Below are 19,227 nucleotides of genomic sequence, written 5' to 3' on the forward strand. Positions count from 1 at the left end.
TCACCTCCACGCATCGTTTTTACTTGGAACGCTTTCGGTGTTTTTGCACAAGCAGATAATATTCATAAGTCCTTCTCATACCTTTGACAAAAGGGGTATATTCAAATCCAAGGAGATTTTGTATGCCAACGCCTGAATAGATCAGGTGATTGTCTAATGGAAAAGGCAAAGGAATCTTTTTTCTATTGATATCTACCATGCTCATTTGGCTGGTGTTAATTTTTTTTCCGATTATCTCCTCAAAAACTTCTATCATCCTTTTATATGAAACAAGTTCCGGGGCTGATATGTTGAAAGCTCGGCCAAATACCCCTGGGTTACAAAGCGCTTTAATAATAATTTTGGCAAGATCAACAACATAAACAAAGCTGTAGAGGGGCAGCTCATTATCCGGTAAAATGACTGTTTTGTGATCCCTGATAAGATCAAAAAAGTATGTTTCACGGGGAGCGTAATTATATTCACCGTAAATAATAGCCGGGCGTAATGACGTGCATAATACACCTTTTTCTTCGCATAATTTATTCAACCTGCACTCAGTCATCCATTTGTTATACCCATAATCAGCATAAGGACCCAGTTCGGACTGAGGGCCGACAAGTTTTGAAGCATCTTCCTTGATGGGCAGATCAAGAACGTTCTGATTAACCGTGGTGGTGCTGATAAATATATAATGTTGCAGGGTGCCGGGAAGAGAATTTAAAACGGTTTCAATCTCATCCGGTGTATAAGCACAAAAATCAACCAGAGCATCCCATTGTTTGTCCGGTATCACCTGTTTGATCCGGTCGGCATTATTTCTATCCCCGACCAGCTCCGTGACACCCTCTTTTCTTAAAGGTATATTACCGCGGTTATAGACAAAAACATTGTATTCTTTTTCCCTTAAAAGCTCTTCTACAAAAATTCTGCCTGCAAAATAACTGCCGCCGATAATTAATATATTTTTCATTCGCCTCTTCCCTTTATCCGAACAAGGGACAACCCGTAATCCATGTCTTTGTCTTTCGGCAAATGCAAATCAGCATCTATCCGAGCCACACATCTCTTTTCCTTAGGTTACTATCCTGTATCCCGGCATGGATAATAGGACCATGATCAAGCATAAAATCGCTGGATGAATGGCTTAGCCCACATTTACGCAACTCCCTGATCACCTGGGCGCAAATGACCTCGATAATTTCACTTTTCTTTTTATAATCATGGGTTGCAATCATAAGCCCGATATTTTCATACAGGAACTCTCCCAGAATCGGGAGCAGACGAACTGCAGGATGTCGCCATTTATAAAACGGGGTGTAGCGCCTGTTTAGCAGAAAAACCAGCGACATGATATCTGAGCAAAATCTTTTTTCCGCATAAAGGACGGCAAAGAACTGCCTGCGTTTCACCGAACGCATGAAATTATATTGACCTGACTGGGCACAGCTCATGCATCTGGCAGCAATTTTTATCAGTCGTATATCCTCCGGATAGAATTTTAAAAGCTCGCTTCTAATCCTTGTAAATTCTCCTAAAGGATCGGCAAAGACCCTCCCATTGCAGCATTTAGACAAATATTCTTCAGGCAGATAGAGCCATTTTTCGAGCGTATCAGGAGCCTTGGGGCTTCCAATAAATCTCTGATAAAAAGCCCCGATCTCATGTACCCCCACCCGACCGCTGCCCCATTGACTCGGAATACGCTTAAAGCCCTTGAAAATATGAACCAGATTTTGATACTCCACTTCAAGTTTTTGTCCTATGGTTTTATAATCTTCTTTCGTCAACCATAAGCAGAATCCAGGTCCCCAATCATGGTCCCTGGATATTTGGTCATCAAAGCCGTAACATTCCGAACCTTCTCCTACCAGACCAGCCGCAATACGATTTTGGTAATCCGGAAACTTTTTTTCTATCATTTTAGTTCCATGGACCCTAAAATATTCTTCTGCCAGCTTTAACCCCTTCACGGAAAGATCTCCATTGTATTTTACTCATACTTCAATACAAAAACATCTTCAGTTCCAACAAACCTTTCATCCTCTATAAGAGAGTTGATTTTTTTCGAAGCCTTAGCGGTAATATATTTTTCACCGCATTGCACACACAGACCGGCAGGAATATCCTTGACCACATAAAGCTGTCCTTCCAGACGATAGTCGAAATTTCCTACCTGTACTTGCTCTATCATACCGCCGCAAAAGAAACACTTGTTTAACTTTTCCCCCATTCTCTTACCTCCATGTTCAATTCGGTTGACAGGATCTTTCCACATCTTACTACCGGGAACATAAGTAAAAAGAATAAGCAACCAACCGTGTTGATCATCAGCGCACATAACATGGATCGGTTTTTCTCCAGCATAGCCTAGCACCAGAGCGCTGACTCCCCTTGCTGGGTGCCTGTGCGTTTCGATGATCCTGCCGTTTGCGATGGCATCCTCAATCTCCCTTATCGTTACCTTTTTTACCATAAAGTACCTGACAATATGTTCGGAGATATGATAATCGGATGCCTTCGCCTTTTCCCTTATCCATTCAATCTTTGGCGCATCATTTTCTAAAGCCATAATCATTTTTTGTTTCCATATATTTTGCATAATGAAACCGGATACCGCAAACTATCGCGGTGTTCATTGTTAACCCATACGAACATTATAAACACCTCGTCCCTCAGCAACTACACAATCAGGATTCCCCTCAGAATAGACTACGATATGGGCGTTACCAATTCGATTGCCAAGCAGTTTGACAATTCCATCTGCAACCAAACCCGTGGCAATCACCGGTTTGAGATAATCAACACGCAGGTCAATAGTAGCAATAAGTACATCGATATCACACATTGACCAGACAGCGAATCCACCGCAAGTATCAATTAACATAGACAATACACCCCCATGGATAGCTTTTCGCCGGCTATCGCCAAGCAGTTCGGACCTATAAGGGAGATACAGTTTACACTTGCCACGATCCAAAGAGCTCACCCTGACTCCAATAAAACGGTTGAAAGGGATTTTGTTTTCAATTAAATCCTTCAGCGCACTAAAATCTTCCGTACCCATTCCATGAATCCTCAATAATTTCTTTTCCAGACGTCCACGAGCTCTCAGGGGCCTCGGAAAAAATTAAATCCACGATCTTACTTGTCTTTTTGCCCGCTTCTTTGGCTTCATTTTTTGTAGCCTCGAATGATGTCATAGGCTTTGCGGAATTAAGACCTCCGCTATTTGTCAACATAGTTGTCGCATTTTTTCAATTATATTTCATTGGGATCGAAACCTTTGTCCACCTATGCGATGGTCTCCCGGAAAGGATTACAATTAAGATGTTGTTGCGTATTAAGGTCGGAATAGTCAATCATAACTTTTCAACAGGCTATACGGTCCAATAAGAAAAGTTTCCAGGCAAGCAACACAGTGGTTCGATCCCCCCTTCCATCATATAGAATGTTGTTTCGATTTGAACAAAACCTATTTGCGGTAAGCAGAACTTTGGTTCAACGGCAAATGCCACGCCTGGAAGAAAGACTTCAGTGTTTTTCGGATAAATAAAAGGACCTGGTTATCTACTTCGCTAAAGTGATTATGACCTAACCATCTGAAGATATGAAGGTTTGAGCCCAAAACGGTTGTTCTCTATAAATTGCCTGTATTTTCAACTGTATAACCCAATATCACTTTAGCTTTATGGATAACCAGGTAAAAGGATATTCATTTACAAACAGCCCAAGTCCATATGCCCGACATTAAAACTGGAATCCGGTTATCCGTAAAGGCCAAGTGACAATTTTTTCTCAGCAAAGTACCCATCAAGCAGGATGTCTTCAAGAGTACTCTTTGCTGTCACCACGGCCTGTTGAATGATACGCATGAATTTTTTACCAATGTTGGCGGATTTTCTCCGATTGAATCGAAAAACATACTCGTCCAGATAATTCTGTAGATAGCGAGGTTCAAACCGGCACTGATGGGTACTGCGAATCAATCGTTTGACCAAGGTGGCGACCAAATGAACACCGTACAACACACTATCTTTGTCAGACGTTTTGGTTAGGTTCCGTTCAACATGCGTATAACGCTCTTTGTCAATAGACTGGTATGAACGCCAGGCATCGGTAACGATGGTGCTGCCCGGTTCGATATTTGACTCGATGAATGTAGTCAGTGACATACTCGAACAATCCGGGATGACCTTTAGACGGATACGGCCAATCACCCTTTTCTGGTCATCCCTTTCTACAGCGGCGATCACGGTGGTTTTGCTTTCTGCACCGCGCCCCCGTTTGCCGGATGCTTTGCCGCCGATGTAGAACTCATCGACTTCAACCCGTCCGGATAGCTTCTCCCGGTCTTTCCGGATGGTGCAACGCCTGAGTTTTTGTAGCCATGACCAAGCAGTACCGTAACTACCAAGGCCAAGAAGTTCTTGCAGATCGACAGCGTTCAGCCCGGACTTTCGGGTGGTGAACCACCACATGGCCTTGAACCAGTACGTAAGGGGCTTTTTTGAACTATCCATAATCGTACCGGCTGTAAGCGAGTGCTGGTGTTCACACCGGGTGCAGATATAAATGTGTTTAGCGCTGATCCAGTATTTTGTATGGCCACATAATTTGCAACTGAATCCATCAGGCCAGATGGTTTGTAAAAGGTAATCGTAGCATTTTTCGATATCTGAAAAGCGCTTATCAAACTCGATTTCGGATTTTGGGAAGTCTTCCCTTATGATGAATGTGTTCATTTGGCCTCCTTTTGTTATTTGTTGAGGCCATTATACCAGGGGGGTGTGACAGATACGGTCACACCCTGAACAACTTGGGCTTTCCAGATAACCGGAAACTGGAATTTGGCGGACACCCCATAAAGTTGTCGGCAAGACCATTCTTTGTGACCACATCGGCAGCCTTGCGCACGACGTCACCAATTCGTACGGTATTCTGCTTTGCATTTTCTTTGAATACTTCCATAAATTCATAGGCGACATCGTACGCCCGCTTTAGTTCGGGACTTGGAGACTTAAAAAAATAGGTTCTGTCTGTAATCGGCCATCAGCTTAAATATATTCGACAGTGAAGACGCCTCTCTGACATCAGTTACCCATGAATCAGACTGCGCTCTTTCAAAACTGAGGACCACCCATAAGACAGGATCTTTTTCAATCGGTATCACCATTATCTGATGCTGAGCGCTCCCCGAAAAATAATACTGGTTAATCGGATCGATAAGGATAAAATATCGATCCGTTCCGTGTCCATAAGATTTTGAAGTTTCTCTATTCGTCTGCGCATACGCTCCATCTTCTATTGATGTTCAGCATTTCTAACCCCAGGTCAGTATCAAATTGTCAGCTCTCGCCTCTTTCCTCACACCACCTCAATCCGAAGGGAATAAATTTTATGTCTACCATTAATTGTCCCCTTTTTCTGTCGTTTTTGGATTGAAATGCATTTCTTCAAGAATTGATTTTCTTAACTTTCCACTCGCTGTTAGGGGTAGTGAATCTATGAATTCGATATGTTTTGGAACTTTGTATTTAGCTACTTTTTCATTTAGAAAGTTGATAATATCTTCTTTTGTAGGTGTTTCTCCTTCACGACAAACGATATAAGCTTTCCCCGTCTCACCCCAGGTTTCATCCGGCACTCCGATAATCGCTACATTCTCGATCTTAGGATGGCCTAATAGAATTCTCTCCACTTCCGCAGGATATACGTTTTCCCCACCACTCCTGTACATATTTTTTATACGATCAACCATATATAAAAAACCTTCCTCGTCAGTGTATCCCTGATCGCCAGTGTGAAGCACACCATCAACAATCGTATTTTTTGTCTCTTCGGGCGCATCCCAGTAGCAACTCATAACGTTCGGACCTGTTGCCACTATCTCACCGACCTCAAAAGGAGCGAGTTTTTCCCCCTTTTCGTTTTGTATCCATACTTCGCTGAAAAAATTTGGAAGCCCACATGAGTCCTGTTTTCTTCTTAAAGCATCTTTCGGCATCAAGACCATGGAAGAATTTTCAGTCTGACCATAGCCGGTGAGCAGATGAAGTCCTTTTCCAGCAAGTTCATTAAGAAACCCTTTCGTTGTTACCTCGGCTCCTCCAAACAAAACCCGAACACTACTGACATCGACTTTATCAAGAATTCCTGCTTGAAGTACGAACCTAAGCATTGTAACAAAAGCAACCACTATTGTAGCTTTGTATTTTTCAATGTCCAAGGCAAACAGCACTGGATCAAACTTCGTTCTCAAAACAAGAGTTGCGCCACGGCAAAGACAAGGTGTAGCCGCCACGCAAAGTCCACCGGAGTGACAAAGAGGAATATGACATAAAATCACATCATCTTTTCTCATGTCAGTGTAGTCTATAATGTGAAAGCTCTTAAAATAGTTCTGGCCATGTGATATAACGGCGCCTTTTGGATCTCCTGTAACACCGGATGTATAAAGAATCGCAAGGGGATCTTCCAGGTCTATCTGCTCCTCAATTACTGGTTCAGAACTTAAGCGTCCACTTATACTTTGGTAATAGTCAATCGCCCAACCTGGACAGTCAGGACTTCCGACACTGTTGCTTTTAAAGAAAATAAACTTATCTTCTTCCACGCATACCGAAGATCGAATCTTCTCAATGTTCTTTAAAACGTCATCATGAAATATAAGCAGACGAGCGCCACATCTATTGATTTGGTATTCCAGCTCTCGCGGCATGAGTCTATAAATCAGGGGAACAAAAATGAGCCCAAGCTTGGCTGCAGCAAAATAGCATACCAGCAATTGAGGACAATTTAACATGTCAACAGCGATACGATCCCCCTTGCGAAGTCCCTTCTCCTGAAAAAAATTGCATACTCTGTTTACTTCATCATTCAAAGCACCGTATGTAATAGGCGTATCTTCATAAATAACAGCCGTTCTGTCAGGAGTAAGCACCGCTCTTTTACTTATTATTTTTCCGACGCTCCATTTCATCTTACAGTCTCCTTCAATCTCCCTCTGGTCTTTTGTCAATTCGATTCAAACCCTTGGATACATCCATGATGCAACCAATTACTCAAATGACTTGGAGGTGCTCATGGATGTATCAAAATACCAGTGTTGATGACGAAATTGAAAATTAAAAACCCAAGTTGGATCACTATATATTATAAATAGAGGAAAATATTCCATCTCTATTCTCGAGTACCCGTTTAAAGAAAACTATTCAGGAAATGCACAGGTCCATGATCTCCCCAATATCAGATATGTCTTCAAGTCCCTTTATTTTATAAAAGATCTGCCTGGTCTTTTCCCTTGAATAAACAGGATAAACCAGCCCTTTGAATTTTTGTTTCATCTCTTCAAAAGTCATGGGGTTTTCCGGAGTACCCTTTGGACTGGGTATATACATTTCAAAATGTCTGCCGTCCGTTGTTGTCAGCGTCACCTTTGTTTCGAACATGCTAAAATCCGGATTGAGTTCGGTTTCAACTTTTTTGCTAAAATCGACTAATTTAGGATCATTGAGTTTCTCCCTTTTGAACATCTTTTGGCCTGCGGAACCTTCTATAAAAGCAAGCGCTGCACAATGGTAGATACTAAACTTGGCTTCGAGCTCCCTTTTGGGCTCCTTGTTGTCTATTACGCTTAGCGGAAGTTTCCCAAGTTCGATGTTAATTTTATGTACGTCTTTTACGGATAAGCTCTCTTTCTCTTTTATTTCCTTAATGGCTTCAATGGTTGAATGTGTCGCCAGTGCGGAAGCATAACGCTTGAAACCCACGTCGACAATCTGATAATCCGTGCCGAGTCCGCCCAGTAATTTATTAACATCAGCCTTGGAAGCTAAAACCCTGCCAATTCCATACCTTCCTTCAAAAATTAAATCACTGCTATCAAAACCTCTTTTAGCCAGATAAGCGGATAACACACCATCCATGGCGCTTTTACCGGCATTGAACGGCTTAGACATCGTACCGAATACCTCTCGTAATCCTGAAATTTGGGTGCCGGCAATTCCAAAGGCATTAATGGTTTCATCAATTGTTAAATTCAGAAGCTTTGCCGTCCCTGCAACAGCACCAAAGCGTCCCACGGTAGAGGTGGTATGCCATCCGCGCTGATAATGGCTGAAACCAGCAGCCTTTCCTATCCTGCTGGCTATTTCAAATCCTATGGAAAATGCAGTTATTAGCTTTTTCCCGCTCACTTTCAGGTGTTCACCGACAGCTATAACGGCAGGTGCCAAACAAACGCTGGGGTGGATAAAAGAGCCCGCGTGGGAATCGTCAAAATCCAGTGCGTGTGATATGCATCCATTAGCCAGAGTGGCGAATAATACATTCGTTTTGATGCCCTTACCGATAATTGTCGCCTGATTTTTCCCTCCCATTTCTCCAATAAAATCTATCAATATCGATGCAATTTTTTCATTTGATCCGCCTATCGTTACACCCAGCCAATCGAAAAGGCATAGCTTGGTGTATCTTTTGACTTCATCCGGAATATCGGCATATGACGTGGTCAGTATGTATTTAGATAGTTTCTCTGATATGCTCATGATCTGTTTGGATAAATTCCTTTATTTATTTAAAAGAAGGCTGTTTCAAAACGTTCAATTTTGGTCGAGGTCAAGGAATGCGAAAATTTTAGTCTCAGGAATACATTAGGAATGTCGAGGTTCTAAATTTGTTTCTGATGCAGACATCTGACAAAATGGGACGTTTAAAAAATTGGGCTCCTCGCTGTTTCATGTGGGTAATTCAAAATCGAGTTTGCCGGCGATGAGATAAATCATAGTAATGAGGTTCCGTTTTGTTCGATAGCCTCGGGCTCTGGCCTTGGCTGCCTGGATGAGGCTGTTTATGCCTTCCAGGATGCCGTTATTGATTTTAGATGTAAACCAGCGCAGGACACCGTCCCAATGGCTCTTTATGGTTTTAGCGGCTTTTATGATTGGATCTAAGCGGCTGTGGGTCGCCCAGAAGTACCATTTTCTTAAGAAAGGTTCGGCTTCCTCAGTAGGTTGTTGGTACAGTTCCTGGAAATTGAGCTTGATGTGATAGGCACGGCTGGTTTTTAAGTTGAGTTTTTTAATCGTCAATTGTTCAAGCAGTTCGGATTGTGATTCTTTGAGGTTTGTCTGATTTTTCAGCCAAATATAACGGGTACCCTTAAGTTCGAGACGGTCCTTGAATTCTTCCCGACGAACTTGGTCAACGGCATCATTGATAATTTTCATGACGTGGAACTTGTCAAAGGTCACGGACGCCTCGGGAAACTGCTTCTCAACGCCGCTAATGAATGCCGGGGACATGTCACAACACATCTCCTCAATGGTGCCGGGGTTGCCGCCGTGGTCGATCAGATCCTGTTTAAACCGTTTGACCGTCGAAGCGTCTTTACCATCGGTGGCAAACAGAACTCTGGGACCTTCAAGGTCCACAAACAGGCTCACATAGTTGTGGCCCCGCCGCCGGGAAGTTTCATCCATGCCGACCTGCTTGACTTGGCTGTGATCAGCTTTTTCCCGGGCATCGTCCACATAGTGATGCAATACTCGCCATAGCCGGGTATCGTGCTCATTGACGAAGCTTGCTATGGTTTTTACCGGCATGGATTTGGACAGCGTCATGATCATGGCCTCAAATAACAGCGTAAAGCCGCTGTCAGACCGAGCCCAAGGCACATCGACCAAGTGGGTGCCACACTTGTCACATTTGGTCCTGGGAACTCTGGCGGTCAGATAGGCCTCATGCTGAAAGAAATTCAGGTGCCGCCATGTTTTCTCAGCCGTGTCGTAGGCTTTAAGGCCATCCTGATCACATTCTGGGCAGCTAAAGGTGCTCCCTCTTGGAAAATCAAGGCGGATGTCCAGACGCTTTTCAATAGGGTCAAATTCAGTTGCTGATACCCGCCAGGGAGGTCTCAGCCCAAGGGCCATTTGAAATAAGTCTATGTCTCTCATAATGCTCTATGACTTACCACTTGCACCGTGAGGTAATCAACTGGTTACCCACACGAAACAGCGAGGAACCAAAAATTGATCAAAGCGTTTCTTTTGTAATGTGTTTTTTACCGAAGCGATTGTTACTATCTCGCGAGTTGCCAGAAGTTGTCAGATATTTTTCTGCATGTTCGATATTCCGGTATCCGCTCTTTTGCACCAGACAGTCAAGAGCCTGGGCTGAAAGGTTTTTTTTGTTCTCAGAAGCTTCTTTTATTTGCGAATAGTAAAGTTCTATGGTTCTGTCGCTATAAGTTTCCAGTTCACTTTTCAGGTATATGGAAAAATTGTTTCCATTTTGGACAGCATCTGTTCCCCGGCAGGTACGAGCATAAAGTAACGGATACTTCTCTTTAAGTTCCTTTTGCCAGTCAGCTTCAATGCTGACGATTTCGTTGATTAACGGATTGATCTTAAGTGGAGGAATAAGATTATCCATCCGAGCATACTTTTCAGTTAACAGGTTTCTTCCCTTTTCTTGGGCGAGTTTCAGGTCGCCGAGATAGGAATCAAGCATCTCTTCCGACCAAATTTCGAAAACCGAACCTCGAACTTCTTTGAAGGTTTCCGGCGAGTCCTGGCAGGAAACCGGTGCGGCACTTTTGATAGCCTTAAACATCTGCCATTCTATATTCAATATCTTTTCAATAAAATTAGAGATAGCCGTCATCTTTTATATCTCCATTTGATGTAATTCAGCAATTCCCGGAACGGTAATCTTTATATTTATGCGAATTGTTCAAAAAATAACCGCATCAATCAAAATGATTTAAAAAAATCATAGGCGGTGTTCCTCCATATTCTTTCTTGGCCAATTAAATCATTGTCACCTCAGCTTTATGGATAACTTGGTTAAAAATAATAACGCCCACGTTGAATCATTGCATCTGCAATATTTCTCCTTAACGCGACAGTGTTTATGGGTAAAGAAATCATAAATTTTCTAAACATTTTCAGATCCTTCTCTAAAGCCGCTCCATCTTCCATGGCCTGCAATAAAATTCCGGCAAGAAAGCATATCTTTTCAAATGAATCATGGAATAAAACCTTTGTCATTTCAACAGGGATTACCGCTTTCTTTATTTTTTTTCCCTTCAGCATTTTCTGGCTTCTTAAGAGGCAGCTTTCAATAGCGTATATTTCAATTATTATATCGCTTATAGTGCCGATTATCTCCTGCTCTTCTCTTAAAGCTTTCCCGTACTTTTGATGAGCTTTGCCAAAAACAAAAGTAAGTATTTTTTTTGCCGTCTGCATTAACCTGGTTTGTGCATTCAAACTCCCAGATTCATCAGAATCAACAGGTTCAAGTTTCTCCAACTCTTCGAAGACGCTTTCAAAAGACTGCATCAAATTGCAGGTTCCATCACCAATTTTTTTGGACAATGTGTTAACGATTACCATCCTGTTTATTTCATTCGTACCCTCCCAAATCCGATTTATTCTAGCATTCCGGTAGGCTAACTCAGGATGATTTTCCTTTATGTATCCATAGCCTCCAAAGATTTGGACCTCCTCATCAACCACAAAATCTTCGGTTTCTGACCCGTAAATTTTATTAATCGAGCATTCCACAATATAATCCTTGAGAGCCTTAGCTGTACTGATACCAGTATCTCCGCTTAGACACGCTAGTTCCTCAGATTTAGCCTGAATTAATCCTGCTGTTCGATATGCCAAGCTCTCCGCCGCAAAGAGCCGAATAGCCATTTTGCTTATTTTTTCTTTTATCAGTCCGAATTCACATAATGCACGTCCAAACTGTACCCTTTTCTTTGCATATTTAACAGCTTCGGCAAAAGCACTTTTGGCATTCCCCATACATAAAGCCCCAACTTTAAAACGCCCCATATTCAATGCATTCAGTGCTATAACATGACCTTTTCCCACCTCACCCAAAACATTTTCTACCGGGATTCGGACATTATCAAAAAAGTAAGAGCGCGTCGATGTGCCGTGATATCCCATTTTATTTTCTTCTTCACCGGTAGAAACACCTTCCCACTTCTGTTCCACAATAAAAGCGGTAAAGTATTTTCCATCTACTTTGCCATAAGTAAAGACAATATCTGCAAAACCGGCATTGGTGATAAATTGTTTGGATCCATTCAATAGATAATATTTCCCATCCTCACTAAGCGTTGCCGTTGTCTGTGAATTCAGAGCATCTGAGCCCGCTTCGGGCTCCGTCAAGCCAAAAGCGCCAATAAGCTCACCTGAAGCCAAACCAGGCAGATATTTTTCCTTCTGTTCAACCGTCCCGAATAAAGCCACAGGCAACAAACCAATGCCCGTAGAATTTAACTCCGTAATGGCAAAGGAGCCTGCACTATATCCAAACTTTTCAGAAACAATCGCAGAGTTTATCTTGTCTAATTCCAATCCCCCATACTGTTCTGGAATATCGATGCCGAGAAATCCCAAATCCCCACATTTTTTCATAAGCATTTTCGACAGTTCAATATTTAGCGTTTCGATTTCTTCGCCACGACTTATTATTTCTCCTTTGATAAAATCTTCAATTGCTCTGCCTATATCCTTATGTTCCCTGGTAAAATCTTCAGGTGTAAAAATTTCCTGAAAATCGCTGGCTTGATTTATAAACATCCCACCATCTGTATTTTTTACTTCTTGTTTTGTCATTTTAAACCCCTTGTAGGAAAAACAATTGAACCTTACAACGCCATTTAAAGCTTTAGGCTACTCATCCCACAGTTTTAATGATTACAACGCTACATATGGCATATAAACCAATCAATGTCCCTACAGGAATAGATCTACGCTGTAGTCTATGTGGCGCGCAACATCCTTCGTAAATTTTTAGAATATAACCGGCGCTCAATTACACCAACTCAATTATCGTACTCATTGCCACACCACCACCTCCACAGATGCTTCCCAAACCGAGCTTAACATTCCTACGTCTCATTTCATAAAGCAGGGTAATCAATATTCTTGCTCCGCTTGCACCTACAGGGTGACCAAGGGCTATTCCACTGCCGTTTACATTCACGATATCCCGTCTTTCCTTCAGTCCAAGCCCTTTCTCACACGCCAGATACTGAGCAGCAAATGCCTCATTAATCTCTATTAACCCCATGTCCGACATTTTCAAACCCGTTCTGGCCATCAGCTTCTCTGTCGCAGGAACAGGCCCCCAACCCATAATATCAGGATCAACACCTGCTACACTGAAGTCAACTATCCTTGCCAAAGGCTTAATGCCCAATTCATCTGCTTTCGACTTCCTCATAATAACCATTGCCGAAGCCCCGTCATTTATCCCGGAGGCATTGCCGGCCGTCACGGTACCACCCTTTTTAAAGACAGGCTTCAACTTAGCCAGGTTTTCCAGCGTCGTTTCGGGCCGTGGGTGCTCGTCAGTATCTACAATTTTCACTTTCCCTTTTCGCCCTTTTATCTCAATGGGTACAATCTCTTCTTTAAATCGTCCTTCCTTGATTGCCGCCGTTGCTCTCGTTTGGCTTTGATAGGCTATCTCATCCTGATCTTCCCGGCTTATGCTATATTTCTCCGCCAGATTCTCGGCTGTAAGGCCCATGGCCGGACCAACCCCCAATTCCGTCAAACCATCCCACATGGCATCCCTAACCTCTACATGCCTCATACCCGCACCCCACCTAAGCGTGTCGATAGTGTAAGGCACCGTGCTCATGCTCTCAACCCCCCCAGTCAGAAACACCGTGTTTGCTCCCTGACGAATTGCCATAACTCCGCTCGCCATGGCCCACATGGATGAAGTGCAGACACGTTGAACCGTAAAGCCCGGCACCTCAGGCGGAACCCCTGCCTTTATTGCGGTTACCCTACCAATATTTGTCTCATTAGTTGTTTGCTGATAACAACATCCCCATCCCACATCATCTATTATACCAGGGTCAATGTCTGCCCGTTTGATAGCCTCTTTCATTACAGGCACGCCCAAAGCTACCGCTTTCAAATTTTTAAACTGACCACCATAAGTACCGATAGCACTTCTTACTGCAGAAACAATTACAACATCATCAGATTTCATACCCAACCTCCTCATAAATATTTTTAAACGCTCATAAACCAGCTGTCCCGAACATGATAAACCCATTCGGTTAGATCAAACAGCTGACCCCATTACATAGTCAAATATCCACCATCAACACTCAGAATGTGCCCGTACAGATATTTAGATGCATCCGACGCTAAAAACACAGCAGCACCTTTTATGTCATCCTCCAGTCCAAGTCTTCCAGCGGGTATCTTTCCAATCAATTTTTCCAAAACCACTGAATCCTGTTTCGTATAGCCGATCATATCCGTGTCAAAGTAGCCTGGGGCGATTCCATTCACATTGATGTTGAACCTGGCTAATTTCACTGCAAGATCCAGTGTAAGAGCATTTATGGCTCCCTTTGAGGCATTGTAGGCAATAGCTGGACCTATCTCCTCAGTGGTGCCACGGGAACCTAATACAGAACTAATATTGATTATTTTCCCCCTGTTTTGTTTAACCATTATATTGGCAACATTTCTACTAAGGAGAAACACCCCTCTTAGGTTAACATTTATCACTTTTTCCCACTTGTCCATTGGGTATTCCAATGTTGGAGCACCCCATGTCATGCCGGCGTTATTCACGAGAATATCGATCCTTCCGAATGATTTCATCGTGGCTTTTTCAAGGTTTTTAATGTCTTCTTCCTTGGCCAGATCACATTGCACCGGCAGTGCCTTTACGCCAAGGCTCTCAATCTCTTTTGCCGCTTCAACACAGTTGTCAATCTTTCGTGATGCCAGGACAACATCAGCGCCGGCCTCCGCCAGTCCCCCGGCAATAAATTTTCCAAGACCTCTGCCACCGCCTGTGATTATTGCTACCCTCTCCCTAAGACTAAACAATTGGTCTATTCTCATTATCCTTTCCCCCTGATTTGTCACTTTTCACTAACGGAAATAGCCCGTCTTGCCCATCCATAAAGACGGAAATTCCTTTCCGGGATTGAAACCTAACTCTCCCAAAATATCACACAGGCAAAACACCCCACTAATGTCTGCGCAAACTATTTTCCCAAAAATTTCGGCTTTCGCTTCTCCAAGAAAGCTTTCATGCCTTCTTTCTGGTCAAGGGTGCCAAATAGCATACAAAAAGCCATTTCCTCGATCCGTAGCCCCTCCTTTAAGCCGCAGTTCAAACCAGACCTCATGGCTGTCTTGCATGCCTTCATGGCGACCGCCGGTATAACTGCAAGCCTCATGGCCAAATCCTCAGCCTTGATTTCCAGTTGGTCCACCGGGACAACCTCCGTAACTAACCCTATGGATAATGCCTTTTCAGCCTTAATTGTGACGCCCGCCAAGAGCATTTCCGCGGCAGGTCCAAGCCCTACCAGTCGCGTCAGCCTCTGTGTCCCACCGCCACCCGGAATAATACCTAACGTAATTTCGGGAAGTCCTAAAACGGCATTCTCTGCCGCCAACCTGAAATCGCAGCAAAGTGCAACCTCAAGTCCACCTCCAAGAGCAAAACCTGAAATAGCGGCGATCGTCGGTTTTGGCAAATCAGCAAGGCGCTCCTGCATTCTCGTTGTTAATTCAACTAATCGAAAAGCGGAGTTCACATCAGCATCGGATAGTGGTTTTATATCAGCACCAGCTATAAAAGCCTTCTCATTGCCAATCATTATAACGGCTTTGATCTCATCATTGCTCTCACACTCAACAATCACCCTTTCAATTTCGGTTATCACTTGCGCATTCATGGCATTTAGCTTTTTGGGTCGATTGAATCGTATCCAAGCTATGCCATCTTTAACAGAAAAAAGAATCGTTTTGTATTCCATAAACAGTGCCTCCTGAGTAATGTGGTTTAAAAGAAACGGACACTTTGCTAAGAACGATTCACAGGAAAGCGAGTTGTCCCATGAATGCTTGAAAAACCAGCCGCCGTTTCACCAAAGAATTCATAGCAGACACTGTTGGCCTGGTCCTGAACAAGTTGTACAGCTGTACCGAAGCAAAATTCGGTTTTATTCGGCAGCAAGTGAAGGTCCATCCGGTCACCGTGCTTTGCCAGATGATGCGGGTCAACCGGAGTGGTTTTTATCAGTACCTGAAATAAAAAGACCAGAGTCCGAGAAATAGTCCAGCAAAGATTGCTCTGAAAGCTCAGCTTATTGCCATCTTTAGAGAACATCGCAATAAATACAGTCAGAAGTAATCGATTATATCTGCTACTACAATGGCATCCGTCTGCGTCCAGTCCTGTGGTATTAAATCTTGCCTATTTTTCTGACGCCGGTTCCATAGATGGTTATGGAAACGCGAGGGCTTCGGTTAAAACAAAAGCTGCCTGGAGAAAGGCGCTATTGCAACCTCTACCATTACACTTGAGCCCTTGGATCCTGGAATCCTTGAACCCTTATTTTCTTAGTCCTTCCCTGACATTCGGCCAATGGCATTGGTTAGCTTTTGCATTCCATATTTGTCTACCAGTACTTCCAACCCGATCTCCAACTCCCCCTGCTCCACCTCTTCTTCGACTTCCTCTTCCCTCTCTTCGTAAACTAGCGCATCAGCCGGGCACCACTTAACACACAAGGGTTCTTCTTCGTCTTCGCACATATCACACTTTAGGGGGAGACCGGAATCGGGTTCTTTGAACTCCTCCCTGGACGGGCAGGAAGCCCTGCAAAAGGCACACTCGTCGTACTCCTTTCCGTCAATGATATATTTGTCTCTACCGGCGCATTCAGCAACAGTATATTCTCCCGCGTAGACAGGAACATATATGTCTCTTAGGGGATCACGTAATATTCGAATACGGGATCTGGCCGGATTATTACTGCTATATTTTGGTGAAGCGTGAAAGGCGGAGCATATCACCTCGCATGCCCGACACCCATGGCATTTATCAATATTTATTTTTATCGTTTTAATTGTTTTCTTTTTTTTCTCACCTGTCACGGTTACCACCCCCCTTCGCTTTATTCCTTCTCTTTTTCCGCCGAAGCGTCGTTGGAAGAAGCATCTTCACTATCCATCGATATTCCCCTTTTAACAAAATCCTCGTATACGTAATCCAACCCCAACTCATTTAAGGACTCTTTAGTCGGAATACCCTCATCATTCCAACCCTTGTATTTGTAATACGTATCTAAGAGATCCTTTTCAAGATCGGGAAACCGATGCTTCCAATGATCCTCTGGCGGTTTCTCGTCTTTTTTTCTCATACCTCGTCTTATATTAATTGCTCTGACCAAAGTTCGGTATCTTTTTGCTGCTTTCGTCAGTTTCTCTTCATCCATTTCGATCCCGGCCCCGGATGAAATAAATTTAGGGAAATTGTGTATATGATATGGAGGTTTCATGGGAAATGATGACAAACCGGCGCACATTCCAAGGGCGTCATCAATGTAGTGCATCCGCTCTTGCCAGTCAACAATATCACAACACATTTCAACAGTGGGGTAATAGGGAATTGAATTTTCTCCGCGAAGCTCCCAGTCAAGAAAATATTGCTTAAACTTTTCATCAGGAACCTGGAACCAATCCTTGACAAACTCTTCTCTTTGCTCTCTTTTCGGAAAAGGTCCTTGGGGGAACTGCCCTTCAATCTGTGTAATGCTTATTTTCTCTCCTGTACAATACATAAGGAAATAAATTGGATTCATCATTGATAGCTTGAGAGGCAGTTGTTCTTGTTTCTTAATATTATTATGTGCATATGCTTCTGCGCTCTTACCGATCTCTTTGGCCGCCCAATACGTACCATTGGCCAGAATATCTCCAACTCCTTCCCTATTGACAATTTTGTCAAGCAGATAGTAGAATCTGCCCTCATTGTCTTCCGGCATTTCCGGAAAGTCTTTATCCGTCAAAATGCCGTTTTCTAAAAGTTCAAGTGCGAAGGCCATCACTTGCGGTGTTGAGAATCCGTCCAGGCCATACTCCGTTGCACGCTGGGCGATTCTCAAACCAAATTCCAGGTCTGAAAATGCAGCCATTGTGTATGTAAGTTTCGAAAAACATTTCATCATGTATGTTGGTAGCCCCGGGACGGATATTGTTGCTCCGCATTGCATCGGACAGTTGTAGCAACTTATTAACCGCGTCCGCATACTATCCAGCGTCTCCATCCATTTCGTTGCGACGTCCTCGGTCCAGAAATCTTTTCTGCGGGTGCGGGCATTTCCCCAGACGAAATTTGTGGTGTGCCACTTCTCATCATGGATTGCCATCTCTTGCGGTGACCCAAGTACGGAAAGAACAGGCTCTACCCACTTAATTGGATTTTCGTTCCGGAATTTTATATATTCCATCACTTCATTGCAAAGTTCAATGTATTCCAGCGGCTGAGCAATATTTATGTCCGTTGTCCCTCGAACAACTATCGCCTTTACCCCTTTGTCTCCCATAACGGCACCGATTCCGCCTCGGCTGGCACTGGACCTTCCCTGCTCGATGGAAGCAAAATAGACCCTGTTTTCACCGGCCAGGCCAATAGCAGCTACCTGGGCTCTCGGCTCCTCCAACTCGTGCTTAATAAGTTCTGCAGTTTCAATGGCGCCCTTACCCTGCAAATGAGAGGCATCACGTATTTCTACTTTGTCATTGTTTATCCACAAATAAACCAGATCGGGGGATTTGCCGCGAAGGATCACTTTGTCATAACCGGCATATTTCAATTCCGGTGCCCAAAATCCGCCCATCATTGAAAATGCCATTAACCTGGTCAGAGGAGAAATGGTAGAAACAATGGTGCGGTTACAACCGGTAGCAGGTGTGCCACACAAAAGACCGGCGCCGAATATTAAAAGATTCTCTGGAGAAAAAGCATCAACCTCAGGCGGAACCCTGTCCCACAATATCTTGGCGTTAGTACCTAAACCCCCCAGATAAAGCTCGGTATCTCTTGGATCAGTTGCGACCCGCTCAATATTTCCCCGGGTTAGATCAACTTCTAAATTAAACCCTGTCTCTGCGTACCTCATTTTTTTTCCCTTCTAAATAGTGCCTGAACGAAAACTTATATGCTCTTTTAGAACTGGGACTTAGCTCAATTCAGACGCTTGAAGATTTAACCTTTTTCTCGCTAATTTTAAATTTACTATAAACAGGTCATAAATGCTTCTCTTTGGAAACCATTATTTTGCGCGTAAAAACACATCTTTTTACAAATATGTAGCCCAAAACAATAAAAGAGAAAAAATGACGTCTATTGATAATTTTCTCGAAAATCAGGCTGCTGGCATCGTAACCT

Annotated in this window: 17 protein-coding genes; all 17 read right to left on the bottom strand. The window is 43.3% G+C overall.

Translation table 11 applies throughout. The features are described 5' to 3' along the window. Positions 1–19 precede the first annotated feature (19 nt). Entirely contained in the window at positions 20–952 is a 933-nt protein-coding gene (locus GN112_RS06305) for an NAD-dependent epimerase/dehydratase family protein (RefSeq protein WP_155309446.1), read from the bottom strand. Positions 953–1,028: 76 nt separating this feature from the next. Continuing rightward, positions 1,029–1,952 carry a DUF4037 domain-containing protein gene (locus GN112_RS06310; protein WP_155309447.1) on the bottom strand — a complete coding sequence of 308 codons (924 nt, stop codon included), beginning with the start codon at positions 1,950–1,952 and terminating at the stop codon, positions 1,029–1,031. A 20-nt stretch (positions 1,953–1,972) separates the two neighbouring features. Further along, positions 1,973–2,557 carry a DUF4258 domain-containing protein gene (locus GN112_RS06315; RefSeq protein ID WP_162458808.1) on the bottom strand — a complete coding sequence of 195 codons (585 nt, stop codon included), beginning with the start codon at positions 2,555–2,557 and terminating at the stop codon, positions 1,973–1,975. Positions 2,558–2,620: 63 nt separating this feature from the next. Continuing rightward, positions 2,621–3,046, bottom strand: coding sequence for a PaaI family thioesterase (locus tag GN112_RS06320; protein WP_155309449.1), 426 nt, complete (start codon positions 3,044–3,046; stop codon positions 2,621–2,623). A gap of 700 nt (positions 3,047–3,746) precedes the next feature. After that, positions 3,747–4,724, bottom strand: a complete 978-nt coding sequence (locus GN112_RS06325; RefSeq protein ID WP_155309450.1) for an IS1595 family transposase — start codon at positions 4,722–4,724, stop codon at positions 3,747–3,749. Between the two features lie 58 nt (positions 4,725–4,782). After that, positions 4,783–5,025, bottom strand: coding sequence for a M24 family metallopeptidase (locus GN112_RS35135; protein ID WP_414736136.1), 243 nt, complete (start codon positions 5,023–5,025; stop codon positions 4,783–4,785). Further along, complete coding sequence (locus GN112_RS35140; RefSeq protein WP_155314158.1) at positions 5,000–5,287, bottom strand: aminopeptidase P family N-terminal domain-containing protein; 288 nt, start codon at positions 5,285–5,287, stop codon at positions 5,000–5,002. The genes GN112_RS35135 and GN112_RS35140 overlap by 26 nt, the downstream gene beginning before the upstream one ends. Before the next feature lie 102 nt (positions 5,288–5,389). Beyond that, entirely contained in the window at positions 5,390–6,961 is a 1,572-nt protein-coding gene (locus GN112_RS06335; protein WP_155309451.1) for a class I adenylate-forming enzyme family protein, read from the bottom strand. 232 nt (positions 6,962–7,193) lie between these two features. Beyond that, positions 7,194–8,528, bottom strand: coding sequence for an MmgE/PrpD family protein (locus GN112_RS06340; RefSeq protein WP_155309452.1), 1,335 nt, complete (start codon positions 8,526–8,528; stop codon positions 7,194–7,196). Positions 8,529–8,717: 189 nt separating this feature from the next. After that, entirely contained in the window at positions 8,718–9,935 is a 1,218-nt protein-coding gene (locus GN112_RS06345; RefSeq protein ID WP_155309453.1) for an ISL3 family transposase, read from the bottom strand. A 79-nt stretch (positions 9,936–10,014) separates the two neighbouring features. Then, positions 10,015–10,644: a DUF4125 family protein gene (locus GN112_RS06350; protein ID WP_155309454.1), complete on the bottom strand. Its 630-nt coding sequence runs from the start codon at positions 10,642–10,644 to the stop codon at positions 10,015–10,017. A gap of 182 nt (positions 10,645–10,826) precedes the next feature. After that, positions 10,827–12,617 carry an acyl-CoA dehydrogenase FadE gene (locus GN112_RS06355; protein WP_155309455.1) on the bottom strand — a complete coding sequence of 597 codons (1,791 nt, stop codon included), beginning with the start codon at positions 12,615–12,617 and terminating at the stop codon, positions 10,827–10,829. Between the two features lie 199 nt (positions 12,618–12,816). After that, on the bottom strand, positions 12,817–14,010 hold the full coding sequence (locus tag GN112_RS06360) for a thiolase family protein (protein ID WP_155309456.1): 1,194 nt from the start codon (positions 14,008–14,010) through the stop codon (positions 12,817–12,819). 92 nt (positions 14,011–14,102) lie between these two features. Then, positions 14,103–14,882, bottom strand: a complete 780-nt coding sequence (locus GN112_RS06365) for a glucose 1-dehydrogenase (RefSeq protein ID WP_155309457.1) — start codon at positions 14,880–14,882, stop codon at positions 14,103–14,105. Positions 14,883–15,028: 146 nt separating this feature from the next. Continuing rightward, positions 15,029–15,808 carry an enoyl-CoA hydratase/isomerase family protein gene (locus tag GN112_RS06370; protein WP_155309458.1) on the bottom strand — a complete coding sequence of 260 codons (780 nt, stop codon included), beginning with the start codon at positions 15,806–15,808 and terminating at the stop codon, positions 15,029–15,031. Between the two features lie 586 nt (positions 15,809–16,394). Beyond that, positions 16,395–16,931 carry a 4Fe-4S dicluster domain-containing protein gene (locus tag GN112_RS06375; protein ID WP_155309459.1) on the bottom strand — a complete coding sequence of 179 codons (537 nt, stop codon included), beginning with the start codon at positions 16,929–16,931 and terminating at the stop codon, positions 16,395–16,397. Between the two features lie 20 nt (positions 16,932–16,951). Beyond that, complete coding sequence (locus GN112_RS06380; RefSeq protein ID WP_155309460.1) at positions 16,952–18,958, bottom strand: aldehyde ferredoxin oxidoreductase N-terminal domain-containing protein; 2,007 nt, start codon at positions 18,956–18,958, stop codon at positions 16,952–16,954. Between the last annotated feature and the right edge of the window lie 269 nt (positions 18,959–19,227).

Source organism: Desulfosarcina ovata subsp. ovata, from assembly GCF_009689005.1.
Classification (GTDB): domain Bacteria; phylum Desulfobacterota; class Desulfobacteria; order Desulfobacterales; family Desulfosarcinaceae; genus Desulfosarcina; species Desulfosarcina ovata.